15 protein-coding genes are annotated in these 15,550 nt (G+C 65.3%); 2 read left to right on the forward strand and 13 right to left on the reverse strand.

Annotated features, from left to right (window positions below; translation table 11 throughout):
• The first annotated feature begins 214 nt into the window (after positions 1-214).
• Entirely contained in the window at positions 215-967 is a 753-nt protein-coding gene (locus tag IB268_RS26040) for a response regulator transcription factor (RefSeq protein WP_054453091.1), read from the forward strand.
• A gap of 360 nt (positions 968-1,327) precedes the next feature.
• Entirely contained in the window at positions 1,328-1,993 is a 666-nt protein-coding gene (locus IB268_RS26045) for a response regulator transcription factor (RefSeq protein ID WP_054453089.1), read from the forward strand.
• 151 nt (positions 1,994-2,144) lie between these two features.
• Here IB268_RS26045 and IB268_RS26050 read toward each other — a convergent pair whose 3' ends face one another.
• From IB268_RS26050 to IB268_RS26110, 13 genes are read right to left on the reverse strand one after another with little or no spacing between them, the layout of a single operon-like run.
• The gene (locus IB268_RS26050; protein ID WP_054453686.1) at positions 2,145-3,401 is read right to left on the reverse strand and encodes a glycosyltransferase WbuB; all 1,257 of its coding nucleotides are present in this window, start codon (positions 3,399-3,401) and stop codon (positions 2,145-2,147) included.
• Entirely contained in the window at positions 3,398-3,958 is a 561-nt protein-coding gene (locus IB268_RS26055) for a putative colanic acid biosynthesis acetyltransferase (protein WP_054453087.1), read from the reverse strand. Before IB268_RS26055 ends, IB268_RS26050 begins: the two co-directional genes overlap by 4 nt.
• A complete protein-coding gene (locus tag IB268_RS26060; protein ID WP_054453084.1) occupies positions 3,955-4,842 on the reverse strand; it encodes a glycosyltransferase family 2 protein in 888 nt (295 codons plus the stop codon). The genes IB268_RS26055 and IB268_RS26060 overlap by 4 nt, the downstream gene beginning before the upstream one ends.
• A 13-nt stretch (positions 4,843-4,855) precedes the next feature.
• Positions 4,856-5,986 (reverse strand): glycosyltransferase, encoded by a 1,131-nt coding sequence (locus IB268_RS26065; protein WP_192355012.1) that lies wholly within the window; start codon positions 5,984-5,986, stop codon positions 4,856-4,858.
• Positions 5,979-7,274: an O-antigen ligase family protein gene (locus IB268_RS26070; RefSeq protein ID WP_054453079.1), complete on the reverse strand. Its 1,296-nt coding sequence runs from the start codon at positions 7,272-7,274 to the stop codon at positions 5,979-5,981. Before IB268_RS26070 ends, IB268_RS26065 begins: the two co-directional genes overlap by 8 nt.
• Positions 7,275-7,301: 27 nt before the next feature.
• Entirely contained in the window at positions 7,302-8,204 is a 903-nt protein-coding gene (locus tag IB268_RS26075; RefSeq protein WP_054453076.1) for a glycosyltransferase family 2 protein, read from the reverse strand.
• A gap of 20 nt (positions 8,205-8,224) precedes the next feature.
• Entirely contained in the window at positions 8,225-9,541 is a 1,317-nt protein-coding gene (locus IB268_RS26080) for an oligosaccharide flippase family protein (RefSeq protein ID WP_175182353.1), read from the reverse strand.
• A 38-nt stretch (positions 9,542-9,579) separates the two neighbouring features.
• Positions 9,580-10,533 carry a GDP-L-fucose synthase gene (locus IB268_RS26085; RefSeq protein WP_054453071.1) on the reverse strand — a complete coding sequence of 318 codons (954 nt, stop codon included), beginning with the start codon at positions 10,531-10,533 and terminating at the stop codon, positions 9,580-9,582.
• A 6-nt stretch (positions 10,534-10,539) separates the two neighbouring features.
• On the reverse strand, positions 10,540-11,649 hold the full coding sequence (gene gmd, locus IB268_RS26090) for a GDP-mannose 4,6-dehydratase (RefSeq protein ID WP_054453069.1): 1,110 nt from the start codon (positions 11,647-11,649) through the stop codon (positions 10,540-10,542).
• Between the two features lie 10 nt (positions 11,650-11,659).
• The gene (locus IB268_RS26095) at positions 11,660-12,022 is read right to left on the reverse strand and encodes a VanZ family protein (protein WP_054453684.1); all 363 of its coding nucleotides are present in this window, start codon (positions 12,020-12,022) and stop codon (positions 11,660-11,662) included.
• 34 nt (positions 12,023-12,056) lie between these two features.
• Complete coding sequence (locus IB268_RS26100) at positions 12,057-13,487, reverse strand: mannose-1-phosphate guanylyltransferase/mannose-6-phosphate isomerase (RefSeq protein ID WP_054453067.1); 1,431 nt, start codon at positions 13,485-13,487, stop codon at positions 12,057-12,059.
• Between the two features lie 5 nt (positions 13,488-13,492).
• Complete coding sequence (locus tag IB268_RS26105; protein WP_054453683.1) at positions 13,493-13,945, reverse strand: GDP-mannose mannosyl hydrolase; 453 nt, start codon at positions 13,943-13,945, stop codon at positions 13,493-13,495.
• 46 nt (positions 13,946-13,991) lie between these two features.
• On the reverse strand, positions 13,992-15,401 hold the full coding sequence (locus IB268_RS26110; RefSeq protein WP_125471884.1) for an undecaprenyl-phosphate glucose phosphotransferase: 1,410 nt from the start codon (positions 15,399-15,401) through the stop codon (positions 13,992-13,994).
• Positions 15,402-15,550: the final 149 nt, after the last annotated feature.

Consider the following 15,550-nt stretch of genomic DNA (forward strand, 5'->3'; position numbering starts at 1 on the left):
AGCCGAAACGTCTTGATTTTGACAATTTCGAACCATAAGATGGGTCCATGCCATCCGTTATGTTGGCTACCAAAGTCTCCCAGCCCAAATGCTCCGGTTCAGCTTCATTAGATATTCCGGAATATTGCGGACTCGCATCGCAGGGTTGGAAAAAAAATAGTCTTCAGCACAGCGAAGATCCCTTCTAGGCCCGTCGAAAAACCGGGAGGACACCATGGCCAAGATGGTCCTGATTGAAGCCCATCCGCTCCTGCGGTTGGGGTTGTGGCAGATTCTGAGCAAGTTGGATGATGTGTGGGAAATCGAGGGGATGGGTTTGGCTGACATCTCCAAGGCGGACGGCGTGCACGCGGGCGCCGACCTGTTGATCTATGGATTGCCGGTGGATACCGACGAAGCGTGGAGCGCGCTGCATGAAATCCAGCGCGTGCTCACGCCCAAGCGGATCCTGCTGCTGACGGACGTCATGCCCCTGCCCATGCCGGTACAAGGGTTGCCCGGGGCAAGCGTCTACGGTTGCCTCATGAAGACGGCATCGGTGGAAATCCTTGAAGCGGCCATCCGCCTGGTCATGGCGGGAGGGCAGTGCTTCCCCAGCGAACAGGCATTGCAGGCTCCCGCGCAAACGGTCTGCGCCTTGCCGGCCAGGGATGCCGACGATGCCGCTGCCAGCAAGGGTTCCATGCCCGTCAGCGCCGGCGCGCAGCTGCTGCAGATCACGCCGCGGCAATACGAAGTCCTGGTGTTGCTGGCGCGCGGCTATCCGATCAAGACGGTCAGCAGGATGTTGAACATTTCGGTGGCCACGGCCAAAACGCATGCGTGCACGCTTTACCAGCGCTTGCATGTGAAGAACAAGGGCGAAGCCGTATACGCGGCGCTGCAGCGTGGCGCGACCTTGGAATGGCATGAACCGAACGGCAGGGATGTGGATGCCGGGCAGCTTTATGGGCGCAAGCTCGGGTAGCCGGGATTGGTTTGCGCGGCCTGCCCGGCAGCCTGGAACGAAGGCGTTCCGTTGCTGCCGGGAGCGCGCATAGCCATCATGGCTAATTCATACACAGCAGTATCCGCGGTCGCAGTGCTGCTGCATTCCTCCACCAATCATCCTCCTGAACGAGATTCAGCGAACGTAGCCGCTGATAGCATGGGTTGTGTCCGCAAGACTGGATCGAGAAGGCGAACAACTCCGCCTCGCCATCGCGATTCCGTGCCGCGGACGAGATTCCCGTGAGGTCGGTGACGCCAGCAGCCTGCCGTTGCAGCAATGATGCGCCAGCGTCATGGGAACCGTGTATGGGCCATGCGTCACAAGGTTCCCCCCGGGATGACAACCGTACTGATCGAAGACTACGCTCTGCTCCGTGTCGCGATCCAGCATGTGCTGGAGCGTGCGCGGAACACCGACGACATTCTGGCCATCTCGCCAGCCCAATTGCTCACCATGTCCAGTTCGATCAACCGCCCGGTGGAGTTGCTGGTGATGGGTTGCAGCGGCCTGGCCGAGCAGGACGTCGGACTCCTGTCCCAATCGATGGCGTTCTTCATGCCGCGGCTGGTGCTGGTGCTTTATTCGGTGCTGGACCCGGGCGTCATGGCGGCGTGTGCGCGGGCAGGCGTCGCGGGCTACATGCCCAAGGCCTCCAGCCCCGATGCGCTGGCGGCGGCGGTCAGCCTCGTCATGGCGGGCGGCGAATGCTATCCGCAGCCCGCGGCCCGACCTCAGGGCGCCTCGCATCCGCCAACCCAGGAGCTGAGGGAGCTGACCCAACGGCAGGAAGAGATCCTGCAATTGCTGGTGCAGGGCAAGACCATGCGGGAGATCGGCCAGCAGGTCGGCATCTCGGTGGCCACCGTGAAGAGCCACGCGCGCACGCTGTACTGGAAGCTGAACGCGCGTAACCAGGCCGAGGCAGCCTACATCGCGGTGCAGATGGGACTGGTCAGAAGCGGCAACGGCGCAGCGCCCGCCAAGCACGACCCAGACGCGTAGGATGGGTCAAGCGCGAGAGACTTGATGCAAGCGCATCGGTCTCGAGTGCGCGTAACCCGTCGCCAACCGCCAAGAGAAAATTGAACTCATCGCAACGTTGACGGCCTGCGCGCAGCAGATGCGGCAGGCTTGTGCGGCGCCGTGCGGACGTTCAAACGCCCGCGCCGCGGGCCGCATGCTTGCCCTTGGCCGCTATCAGCGCTTCGAATTCCTGTTCCGCGGCAGCCAGCACGCTGTCCACGTGCAGATGCGTCTGCGCATACTGGCGCGCCGCGGCGCCCAGGGTTTCGCGGATCTGCGCGTTGTAGCTGAGCTTGCGCACCGCCTCGGCCATGGCCGCTCCGTCTTCCGGCGGCGTCAGCAGGCCGCAGCGCGCGACCACGCCGGCCAGCTCGGTGCCGGGCGAGGCACCGCACACCACGGGCCGGCCGCTGGCCAGCATGCCAGTCAGCTTGGACGGCATCACCAGGTCGGCGGCGCCGGCGCGTTGGGGCAGCAGATGGATGTCGGCGGTATTGAGCAATTCGCCCAGGCGTTCGGCAGGCTGCAGGTCCAGGAAGACGACGCGGGCCAGGCCCTCGCATTGCTGCTGCAGCGGCGCGCGTTCAGGACCCTGGCCGCAGAAGACGAACCACAGGCGCGTCTCGCGGCTGAGCCTGCGGGCCACGTCGGCCAGGGTCTGCAGGCCCTGCTTGCCGCCCATGTTGCCTGAATAAAGCGCAACGATCGCGTCGTGCGGAATGCCCAGTTCGGCGCGGTAGTTGCCGCCGCCGGCGCGCGGCGCAATCGCATCGACATCGATCCAGTTGGGCAGCAGCACCGCGCGGCCCGGGTCCACGCCCTTGGCCCGCGCCAGGTCCAGCATGCGGCTGGATATGGTCGACACGCGGTCGAAGCGGCGCATCAGCCAGCGTTCGGCCCTGAGCACCATGGCGCGCAGGCCGGCGCCCTTGAGCAGCCCCAGCTCGAACGCGGCGTCCACTTCATAGTCCTGGATGTGCAGCCAGGCGCGGGCGCCGCAAAGCCGCGCCGCCAGCCAGGCGGCGGGCGCGCAGAAGAGCGCGGGCTCCACCACCAGGATGATGTCCGGCCGCCCGGCGGCCGCGCGCAACAGCGAGGGCAGGCTGGACAGGGCGAAGCTGGCCAGGTGGATCAGGCGCTTGAGGCCGCCCGGCCGTCCGGGAACCCAGAGCGGCGCGCGGCGTACGGTGACGCCGCGCAGGGTTTCCTTGCGGTAACGGCTGGCGCGATAGCCTTCGTGCACCTGCCACTGCGGATAGTAGGGCGGGGCCGTCACCACGCTGACTTCGTGGCCGCGCGCGGCCAGCCATTCGGCCAGTTCGGCGCTGTATTTGCCGATGCCGGTGAGTTCGGGCGCGTAGTTGATGCCGTAGATGAGGATCTTCATGCCGGGCCAGCCTGGCGCGGGCGGATCGGACGGCATGGGTTGCCGTGGCACACCATGGCGGGCGGCATGTTGCGGAACACCGAGCTGCGTGCGCCGATCACGGCTTCACGCCCGACGGTCACGCCGGGGCCGATGAACACGTCGGTCGCCACCCACGCGCCGTCCTCGATGCGCACGGCGCGTTCGCGCAAGGGAAAGTCGGGTTGCGCCGCATCGTGGTCTGCAGCGCAGAGGTAGCTGCGCTGCGACACCACGGCGTGGGCGCCGATGTGGATGGGACCCAGGCTGTAGATGACCGCGTCGTCCCCAATCCAGGCGTAGTCGCCGATTTCGACCTTCCATGGATAGGTCACGGTGGCGGTGGGCCGGATCAGCACCTTGCGGCCGACCCGTGCGCCAAAGCACCGCAGCAGCCAGCGGCGAAAGCCATAGGCAACTTGCGGCGACCAGCGGAACAGCGTCGCCTGCACCGTCCACCAGAGCTGCACCGTCAGGGCGGAGCGGCCGCGCTGGCCGGGCGCCAGCGCAAAACGGTCGAGCTGTTGCAGGGCGCTCATTTGGCGGCTCCCGCCACGGCGTCGTCACGCGCCGCGGCGGCGCTGGCCTGCCGCGCCTTCTGGATCTCTTCGGTCTTGATGCGGATCTGCCAGTAGTACATGGCGCGCGCCACCGCGTAGTCGTAGCCCGCCTTGCCGTCCAGGAAGCCCAGGCGGAACACGTAGGAATGCAGGAACGAGATGGGCGCCTTGAACGGCATGGCCTGGAAGATGCGCTTGAGCAGGGCGCGCGCGCCCACGTTGGCCTCGCGCGGATCGTTCATCAGGCCCTTGGTGCGCAGGTTCGCTTCCCAATCGGAATAGCGGTTGTGCTTGTCGAAGTAGTGGAACAGCGAATCATGGTCGTTGTGCACCATGCGCTGGCGCAGGGCGAAGGTTTCGCCTTCGACCTGCGGCTGGTAATGGCCTTCGACCTCCCACATATGCGCCACGTCGAGATCGTCGTAGTCCAGGAAGCGCGAGCGGTCGCGCGCCAACAGGGCCAGCTTGTACACGCGGTGGCCGTGTTCCAGCTTCTTGCCGCAGAAGACGTAATCGAACGGCACGAAGGCGCCGCCCGCGCCCGCCGCGAAGCGCGGCAGGGCTTCGCGTATTTCCGCGGCCAGGCCGGGCGTCATCTCTTCGTCCGCGTCCACGTACAGCACCACGGGGTGCGAAAACGGCAGCTGTTCCAGGCACCACTGCTTCTTCTTGGGATACTTGCCGTTCCACTGGAAGTTCGAGACCTTGGCGCCCAGCGCCGTCGCCATCGCGCAGGTCGCGTCGGTGCTGTTGGAGTCCACCACGAATACTTCGTCGAATTCGACCAGCGCCTTCAGGCACTTGTTGATGTTGCGTTCCTCGTTCTTCGTCATGACGACGACCGATACCGGTATCTTCTGCATGATGCTGTCCTGTTCAGGGCGTGCCGCGCTGCATCAGCGGGCGGAAGAGGGCGATGACGTTGCGGCAGTGCCGTTCCAGGGAAAAGGCGTCGGCGCGTTCCGGGCCTTGCTCGGCAAACCGTTCACGCATCTCCGCGTCATAGGCCAGGCGGCGCACCGCCTCGGCCAGGGCCGCGGCGTCGCCCACCGGAACCAGCAGGCCGTAGCGGCCGGAATCCAGGATTTCAGCCGGGCCATGGGGACAGTCGGTGGAAATGACCGGCACGCCCAGGCACAGCGCTTCCACCAGCACATTGCCGAAGCTCTCGCGCAGGGAGGTCAGGGCGAATGCGCCGGCGCCCGCAATCACCGGGAACGGGTTGTCGATATGGCCCGCCAGGGTGACCGGGCTGCGTGAGCCGCGCTCATCGATGCGTTTTTGCAGGGCGGCATGCTCGGATCCTTCGCCCAGGATGGTGAAGCGGATGCCGGGGTCATCCAGCAATGCGGCCGCGTCGATCAGCGTCGCGTAATCCTTCACTGCTTCGAGCCGGCCCACGGCCACCACATGGTAGGGGGCGGGCTGCGCGGGGTCGTCGCCGCCGCGGCCGCCCTGCGTGCGCACATTTTCCAGCGGCACGCCGTTGTAGATGGTGTGGACCTTGCCGCGCAGCGGCGGAAACATGCTGACCAGGTCTTCCTTGACGCCGCGCGACACGCCCACCACCGCATCGTGGCGCCGGTAGGTCTGGCTGACCAGCCAGCATTTCAGGCGCCGCATGCGCGAGGCTCCGTAGTGGATGGCCGGGCTGCTGTGTTCGAAGGCGACGGTGGCGAACTTGCCGCGCAGCAGCTTCTTGGCCGCCACGACCAGCATGTTGCACAAGAGGCCGTGCGAGCAGACGATGGCGGGCTTGTCGCGCCGGATCTGCATGAGCAGCTTGAAAAAGGCCACGGGCAGCATCAGCCGCAGCGCGGTCGGGGATTCGTTGACAGGGAGCGCCCGGGTCACCTTCGGATTGGATACGGGATACTCGCGGATGCGCGAACGCAGCAGGAACAAGGCGGAATCCACCCCTTGTTCCGGCAAGGCATCCACGATGAAGGCGACACATCTTCCTACGCCGCCGTGCAGGTCTGGCGCGACAAACAAGACATCAGGCATGTGGGATCACTCTAGTTGGCGTCCGGCGCGCAACGTCCGGGCGGTGGCTGGGGGCGGATGTCGTTCTTTGTTCTGGCACGGGCATGATCTGGGCATTGCGCATGAGCGACAGGCAATAGCACAGCAGGAACCCGGTGAAGGCGGTCTTGGGCGCATAGGCCAGGCCGCCGGAAAGCGAGTCGATGAAGATATAGATAGGCGCGGTGGCAAGCAGGTATCGCCGGTGCAGCTCCAGGCCCGGATGCGCATATCGTCGCAACAGCGTGAGCAGCAGAATGAGCACGGGCGGAAGCATGATCATGATGGTGCCGACCACCCCGAATTTCATCAGGTAGAAGGCCCAGGAGTTGTGGGCGAAGGTGCTCAGCTCGAAGCCGTTCTCGCCCATGACCCAGCTGCGAAAGCCCGCGCCCTTGCCGAACACCGGACTCTCCGCGAAGAAGTCCATTTGCCCCTGCATTTCCTGGACGCGCGCGCCGTAGCTGGAGTCCTCGTCCAGGCGCTCGACGCTGAAGATGCGATTGGTGAGCACGTCCAGGTAGCCGATCGCGGCGAAGACCAGCACCCCGGCGACTGCCGCCGGCGCAAAGACCAGCACGGCGCGGCGCCGGATCTCGGGACCCGCGCCCAACAGCACGGCGATGAAGACCGAGATCGCCAGCTGCAGGTATTGGCTGCGGTTCAGCGAGAACACCAGGGCCAGCAGCATATAGACCGTCAGCGCGTAAGCCTTGGGTCCGGAAACGTTGAGCGTGCGCCGGAAGTACAGCAGAGACACCACGCCGAACGGAATGGCCCATACGCCCAGCCGCACGTTGCGCAGCGGATTCGCCACGCTGAAGCCTTGCAGCTGTTCGGCCAACATCAGCGTGGCCACGGCCAGGCAGGCCGCCACGATGTACTTCTGCAGCACCGCGTAGGCGGCCGGGCTGTCGATGTCCTTGTAGCAAAGAAAGGGCGTGCACAGAAAATAGAACACGATGCGCAGGTCCCGCGCGACATCGCCGGTCTCGATGCCGGGATGATGCAGCGACACCAGAAGCAGATAGATCACCGACACGCACTGGATTCCCAGCAGCATGCCCAGCATGCCGCGGGGCAGCGCATAGGCCGCGGGATCCGCGAGCCGCAGCATCTTGACCACCAGCATGGCGACGAACAGGAAATCGAAGGGCGACAGCTTGAAGCTGCCGACGCCCAGGACGAAGTGATCGTCGTTCAGGGCCAGCGCCGTGAAGGCGAACATGCCCAGCAGATGCAGGGTCGATAAGCGGCGGTGCGTGGTCATTGTGGCTCTTCCCGGTATGGACAGGCGCTAGTGCGAAGCCCAGTCGTCTCGTCCGAAAATCCTGGTGGTCAGCTTTTCGAACAGATAGGACAGGTCGCCCTGCCGTGCGTGGGCGGCCACCTTGGACGCCCGGCACGACAGTTCGAACAGCTTTCCCAGGCCCGGCTCCGTGCGGCGGATGCGCGAGACGATCTGCTCGCGCTCTTCGAGCAGCACGTCCTGCATCAGCGCCGTCTTGGTTTCGTCATGGGCGGTGTACACGCCCATTGCGTCCGGGACGATCAGGTTCTTGCCTTCGCGCAGCAGCCGGCTCCACAGCTCCAGGTCCATGCAGTAGCGCATGCTCTCCTGCAGGAGCCCGTACTTCTGCAGCAGGTCGCGGCGGAAGATCGCGGACTGGTTCGGGATGGACGCCTTCACCACCGTCAGCGTGCCGCGGTTGACCGGCGTGTAATGGATCTTGCGGAAGATCTTGTTGTCGGCGTCCGCCACGAACAGGTTGCCGCTGACGATGGGCGCGCGTCCCTTGGAGGCGGCCGCGCCCAGCTTGCGCAAGGCGCCGGGGAAGTACAGGTCGTCGGAGTTTTGCCAGCCCACATAGTCGCCGGTGGCGCGTTCGAAGCCCTTGTTGATGGCATGCGACTGGCCGCGGTCGGGCGTGCTCTCCCAGTACGTCAGGTAGCGCTCATACTTGCGGATGATGTCCACGCTGCCGTCGGTGGAGCCGCCGTCGATGATGATGTACTCCAGCCGCGGATAGCCCTGGTTCAGCACGGACAGGATGGTGCGCTCCAGGAAGCGGGCCTGGTTGAACGAGGGAGTAACGATGGTCACTTTCGGCAACAGGCTGCCGGCAATCGGCGCCGGCGGCCGCAACTCGCGGACGAAGTCGATGAGCTGACGTGAATACTCGTTATGACGCTTGCGCATGTAGGACCTCAGCATATGAGTTAACGGGTGGCCGCAGGCAAGGCGCCCGGAAATTCTGGGCGGGATTGACGGATGGCGAGGGCCACGCCGGCCAGCGTGATCGCCGCGTAGGCCATGCGGCCCCATGCCGCGGCGTGTTCCCCCGCCGCGTGTACCAGTCCCGCCATGACGCACAGCATCGCCAGGCCGCCCAGGCCGTTCAGGATGGCGACGGCGCGTGAATTGCCCAGGCCCAGCAGGGAAAAGTGCGCTGCGGCGTTCAAGGACAGCAGCCCGGAGGCCACGATCAGCAACTGGAAGGTGCCCAGATGGCCGCTGGCGACGTTGTCCCCCAGCAGCAGGTTCAGAAGCGGATGACTGACCGCCAGCACCGCCAGCGTGGCGCTGGCCGACAGCGCCAGGTTCCACAGCATCATGCGGCGGATCTCGCGTTCGACGGCGCCCGGATAGGGCGGCGAAACCGACAGGCGGGTGACGCGCGGCATGGCCTTCTGGAAGATCGCGACCGACGCGGTATGGATGATCTGGCCGACCTGCACGCCGACCGTGTAGATGGCCAGCGCCGCCGGACCCATGAGACTGCCGACCAGCACCCTGTCCACCGAACCGAAGGCCAGGGCGCTCAGGCTGTTCAGCCAGGACCAGCGGGAGAAGCGGAAGGCGTCCATCATGGCGGCGCGGTCGCGCACCGGGCGCACCAGGATGCGTCCATAGGTGCGCGCGAATACGCGCATCTTCACGCTGCCCGCGATCAGGAGTCCCAGCGCCTGCGCCAGGCCGGTCCAGGTGGGGGAGGCCGTCAGCCAGGCCGTGGCGCAAGCCAGCCCCATCGTGCCGGTGCGGCTGAAGACCTCGCACAGCGCCGTGGCGCGGAAGTCTTCACGCCCTTTCAGGCATCCGGAAAACAGTTGGTCATATTGCTGCGTCAGGTAGATGGCCAGGGCGGGCATGGCAAGCATCGTCACCGCCACGCCGCCGAAGGTGGCCGCCGGCCAGCCCAGGCCCACCACTCCCCACAGCAGCACTGCGGCCAGGGTCACGACCCCCAGCGCGCAGCCGATCAGCGACATGCTTACGCCGGCTGCGCGATAGGCGCCGCCCGGTTCGTGCATGCGTTCGGAAACCAGCTTGGTCGCCGTCACCGCCGCGCCCAGGTTGGCGGCATTGCCGAAGCCGGCCAGGGCGATGATCATCGAGTACTGGCCGAAGCCCACCGTTCCCAGCTGCCGGAACAGGATGGGCAAGGCCACCAGCGCCGCGACGGGGCCGATGCCATACTCCACCAGCCCCCAGAAGGAGGCATTGCCGGCGATGTGTTTCCTCAGGAATCCGAACATGGCTGGGGCCTGTGGGCATAGGGGTTCTGGCGAGGCCGTCAGGCCACGGGCAGCGCATGCTGGGTGCGTTCACGCAGGAAGTGCCCGTAGGCCAGCGTGATGCCATGCGTCAGTGAGATCTCCGGTTTCCAGCCCAGCGCCTGCATGCGGGCCGAGTCCATCAGCTTGCGCGGCGTGCCGTCGGGCTTGCTGCTGTCGTAGACGATGTTGCCCTCGTAGCCGACCACGCGGGCCACCAGCCTGGCCAGGTCGGCGATCGAGATGTCCTGCCCGGCGCCGATGTTGTAGATGCCTTCCGCCTGCGGATGCTCCATCAGCATGACGCAGGCCTGCGCCAGGTCGTCCACGTACAGGAACTCCCGCAGCGGCGCGCCGGTGCCCCAGATGCTCACGCTTTCCTGGCCAGATTCCCGCCCTTCGTGGAATTTGCGGATCAGCGCGGGCAGCACGTGGCTGCTTTGCAGGTCGTAGTTGTCATGCTGGCCATACAGATTGGTCGGCATGGCGCAGATGAAGCGCGCGCCGAATTCGCGCTGATAGGCCTCGCACAGCTTCAGGCCCGCGATCTTGGCGATGGCGTAGGGCTCGTTGGTCGCCTCCAGCGGCCCCGTCAGCAAGGCGTCCTCGCGGATCGGCTGAGGAGCTTCGCGCGGATAGATGCATGACGAACCCAGAAACAGCAGCTTGCGCACGCCGGCCGCATACGCGGCGCGGATCACGTTGCACTGGATCATCAGGTTCTTGTACAGGAACTCCACCGGATGCGTCTGGTTGGCGAGGATGCCGCCCACCTTGGCCGCGGCCAGGTACACCACGTCGACCGGCGTGGTCGAGAAGAAGCGGTTGACCTGATTCTGGTTTTCCAGATCCAGCTCTTCCCGGCCGCGGGTCAGCACGTTGCGGTACCCGCGGCGTTGCAGCTCGCGGGTGATCGCGGCGCCCACCATGCCGCGGTGGCCGGCGACGAAGACGCGTTGCTCCAGGTTCGTCATGTCGTGCTACTCCTTGTAGGCGTAGATTTCGTAGCCGTTCTGCTCGACCAGCGCATCGCGCCGGGCGTCGCGCAGATCGCTCTCGACCATTTCCTTGACCAGTTGCGCGAAGGAGGTGCGGGGCGACCATCCCAGCTTTTCGCGCGCCTTGGTCGGATCGCCCAGCAGGGTCTCCACTTCCGTCGGGCGGAAGTAGCGCGGATCCACCCGGACGATGACCTGGCCGGGCTTGACGTCATGGACCGGCGAGAACAGCACGGTGGCGGTCTCTTCCAGTCCTTCGCCTTCCCAGGCCAGCAGGATGCCCAGCTCGCGCGCGGCGGTATTGATGAATTCGCGCACGCTGTATTGCATGCCGGTCGCGATGACGTAGTCCTCGGGCGTGTCCTGCTGCAGCATCAGCCATTGCATTTCGACGTAGTCGCGGGCGTGGCCCCAGTCGCGCAGGGCGGACAGGTTGCCCAGGTACAGGCATTCCTGCAGGCCGAGCACGATGCGGGCCAGGCCGCGGGTGATCTTGCGCGTGACGAAGGTCTCGCCGCGCTTGGGCGATTCGTGGTTGAACAGGATGCCGTTGCAGGCATACATGCCATAGGCTTCGCGGTAATTCACGCTGATCCAGTAGGCGTACAGCTTGGCCGCCGCATACGGGCTGCGCGGATAGAACGGCGTGGTTTCCTTTTGCGGCGTCTCTTGCACCAGGCCATACAGCTCGGAGGTGGAGGCCTGGTAGAAGCGGGCCTTGTTCTCCAGCTTCAGGATGCGGATGGCTTCCAGGAGACGCAGGGTGCCCAGGCCGTCGGCGTTGGCCGTGTATTCGGGTTCCTCGAACGAGACGCCGACATGGCTTTGAGCGGCCAGGTTGTAGATCTCGTCGGGCTGCACCGACTGCACGATGCGGATCAGGCTGCAAGAGTCGGTCATATCGCCGTGATGCAGCACGAAATTGCGGGGCTGGTCATGCGGATCCTGGTACAGATGGTCGATCCGGGCGGTATTGAACAGCGAAGCACGCCGCTTGATGCCGTGGACCTCATAGCCCTTGGCCAGCAGAAACTCCGCCAGATAGGCCCCGTCTTGGCCAGTAACGCCGGTAATCAGTGCCCGTTTTGGCATGGTTGTATCCTTAAGACTTAGTGACTGCACGAAAGGAGCCGAAGGCTGCGGTACCAATGTGCAATGAGATTACTGTTGCACCAGCCGCTGAGATATCGGCCAAAAGGTCTAATAATTCAGCCTGTCGATAGGGAAAAAGGGACTGGATTGCTTCATCCAGCGCACCCAGCATGGCAATCGCCACCAAGGCCGTCAGCGCCGGGCGCCGGTTGACCGAGAAATAGATCAACGTGGTCAGGAAGGCGTAAGCCGCAAGATGCAGACGCTTGTCCCCAAAGGCGTCCGACATCTCGGCGGCCAGGCCCGGCAGGTTGCCTATCGTTACCAGTACGGCGAAGAACAGCCCGGCAAGCGGCAGGCAGATCCGGGCCATGCCCGGTCTGAAGAAGGGCGGGGGCACCTCTTTTTCAAACCCGGCCATACATGTCCTGGAATCTGACGATGTCGTCTTCACCCAGGTAGGCGCCCGATTGCACCTCGATGATTTCCAGCGGGATCTTTCCCGGGTTCTCCAGGCTGTGGATCTCGCCCAGCGGGATGTAGGTCGACTGGTTCTCGGTCAGCAGGTATTGCTTGTCGCCGTTGTAGATGCGCGCCGTGCCGGAAACCACGATCCAATGCTCGGCCCGGTGATGGTGCATCTGTGAGGACAGGCGCGCGCCGGGCTTCACCGTGATGCGCTTGACCTGGTAGCGCGGCCCCTGGCCGACCGAGTCGTAGGATCCCCAGGGCCGCTGCACTTCGCGGTGATGGTTCAGTTCCGAGCGGTGCTGCGTCTTGAAGATCTCGACCAGCCGCTTGACGTCCTGCGAGCGCGATTTGTGCGCCACCAGCACGGCGTCGGCGGTTTCGATCACGACGATGTCGTCCAGGCCCACCGAGGCCACCAGCCGGCTGGTGGAGTGGATCAGGCAGTTGCGCGAATCCTCCACCATGACGTCGCCGGTGGTGGAGTTGCCTTCCACCGTCTTCTGGGCGATACCCCAGACCGCGTCCCAGGCGCCCACATCGCTCCACGAGGCGGCCAGCGGGATGACCACGGCGCTGTCGGTGCGCTCCATGATGGCGTAGTCCATGGAATCGCTGGGGCAGGCCTCGAAGGACGGGCCGTCCAGGTGGAAAAGCGAATTCTCGCCATGTCCGATGGCCACCGCCGCCTGCACCTGTTCCAGCATCTTGGGCGCCAGGCGCGCCATTTCCGACAGGAATACCGAGGCCTGGAAGGCGAACATGCCGCTGTTCCAGTAATAGCCGCCATCGTCGATGAAGCGCTGCGCCACCTCGGGCGAGGGCTTTTCAACGAAGCGGCGCACGCGGCGGGCGGGGGCCATGACGCCGGGCTCGTCCGCCTGGATGTAGCCGTAGCCGCTGAGCGGCGCGGTGGGCGTGATGCCAAAGGTCACCAGGGCGCCTTGCAAGGCGGCCTTGTAGGCTTCGGCGAAGGCGGCGCGCAGTACCTCGCCGTCTTCCAGCACGTGGTCCGACGGCATGATCAGCATGACCGGGTCCTCGCCGTCGCGCATGGCGCGCAGGGTGGCCGCGGCGATTGCCGGCGCCGTGTTGCGCGCGAAAGGCTCCAGGATCACTTCCACGTCCTTGATGCCCAGCTCCAGCGCCTGCTCCGCCGCGATATAGCGGTGCGCGTCGTTGCAGACCAGGGTGGGCCGGGCCTGCGCATCCGCCGAACCCAGCCGCAGCAGGGTGTTCTGCAGCAGGCTGCGGTCATCGGTCAAACGGATGAACTGCTTGGGCAGCAGCTCGCGCGACAGCGGCCACAGGCGCGAGCCTGAACCGCCGCAGAGTATGACTGCCCGGTACGGGGGAGGGGGATTGGTCATGGCGCTCACTCCTTGAAGTAGGCCTGGGTGTAGGGGTGCACGCCGGGATCGGCGGCGAGGGCCTTCGCGGGCAGCCAGCGGTAGCTGCGGTGCTGGGCCTGGGGCAGGCTGGAAATGTCCAAAGAAAGCTCGGCCTCATAGGCGAGGACGACGTAGTGGGTGGAGCGTCCGGCTTCACCCGCAAAATTGGTGCCATAGAAGTGTTCGTACACGCCGCGCGGGGTCCAGGCCAGCTCGCTGACCGGGATGCCCAGTTCGTCGCGGGCGATGCGGCGCAGCGCGGCGTGCAGGGTCTCGTTCTTGCGGATCCGTCCGCCCGGCACGAACCAGGCGCCCTGGGCCGGGGGATTGGCCCGCAGGCCAGTTAGGTAGCGGCCCGCGGCATCGCGCAGCAGCAGGTCGATGGAAACCAGCGGCAACATCTCTACCGCCTGGCGGAACTCCGCCTGCGCCAGCAAGCCGTCGCGGGCCGCGGCCTTGCGTTGCTCGGGCCATCCCAAGGGTTTAGTAGACATTGCGGCCCGTCCATCCCGACAACGCCGTGCGGGCGATGATCTGCAGGTCCATCCTGAACGTCCAGTGCTGGATGTAGTAGATGTCGTACTCGACCCGGTCGCTCATCTTGCGCAGCGTGTCCGTCTGCCCGCGCAGGCCGTTGACCTGCGCCCAGCCCGTGATGCCCGGCTTGACGCGGTGGCGCATCATGTAGCGCTGCACCAGGTCCTTGTACATTTCGTTGTGTTCCAGCGCGTGCGGACGCGGACCCACCACCGACATGTCGCCCATCAGCACATTCAGGAACTGCGGCAGTTCGTCCAGGCTGGTGCGCCTGAGGAAGCCGCCGATGCGCGTGACGCGGGCATCGTTGCGCGTGGCCTGGGTGACCACGCCATGCTCCTGATGCACTGTCATGGTGCGGAACTTGTAGACATGGAAGACCTTGCCGTCCACGCCCAGCCGAGGCTGGGTGAAGAACACCGGGCCGCGCGAAGTCGCCTTCACCAGGATCGCCACCGTCAGCATCACGGGCGACAGCCCGACCAGCGCGCAGAAGGCGAAGCCGCGGTCGAAGAGTTCCTTGGCCCAGCCTCGCACGCCGGCGGCCGGCAGGCTGTTGAGCTGTATGGCCGGCAGACCCAGGAATTCGCCGATGCGGTGCCCCAGCAGCTGGATCGACATGACATCGGGAATCCAGCGGATATCCACCAGGTCGTTGCGCAGGTGATAGAGGACTTCGCGCAGTTCCTGGCCCGCTTCCATCGGCAGCACGATCCAGATCTCGCGGACGTTGTGCTCATGCACGAAGCCATGCAGCTCGTCCAGGTCATGCAGGCGGCGGACTTGCGGCGGCAGGTTCTCATGGGGCTCGGCATAGATGCCCGCCACTTCGTAGCCCGCGCCGCGGTATTGCTCGACGCGGCGCCACAGGTCATGGCCCAGCGCGCCAAAGCCCACCAGCAGTACGCGCTTGCGGTCCAGCCCGCGGTCGCGCGCCGCGCCCAGGATCGCGTAGACCGCAATGCGTAAGCCGGCCAGCGTCAGCGCCGACATGCCGAACCACGTAGCCGCCCATATGCGCGATATCGCCGCGGTCTGGTGCATGAGAAAACTGATGCAGATGCCCAGCGCGAACACCAGCGCCCAGGCCGCCAGGCTGCGCACGACCAGGTCGGTCAGCAGGCGGCCGCGCCAGGATACATAGAGGCGGAAGGCCGGGAATATGGCGACCACGCCCAGGCCGCACAGATACACAAGGAACAGATGGATCTGCGGAGGATCCGCCAAGGCATCGTCCGAGAATTTCAAGCCGGTGGCAGTCAGGCCGCAGGCGATCACGATCGCGGCATCGAGCAAGCGATAGAGATAGCTTGCTCCGCTGAATCTAGACGACGTGTCCGTTTGGGACGGGTCCATCGCGCACTCCTGTTCGTGGGGAGCCGCCGTGCGAAAGGCAAAGACAGTGCACCGCCGCAAAGCTTGTGGCTACCGACAAAATCTTATTGAGTGCGCAAGGCACCCGAAACCTCCAAACGATGTAGGAGAAGGCTTAGGACATCCGTCGA

Origin of the sequence: Achromobacter sp. ACM01 (assembly GCF_014851745.1) — a bacterium.
Taxonomy (GTDB): Bacteria; Pseudomonadota; Gammaproteobacteria; order Burkholderiales; family Burkholderiaceae_B; genus Achromobacter; species Achromobacter aegrifaciens.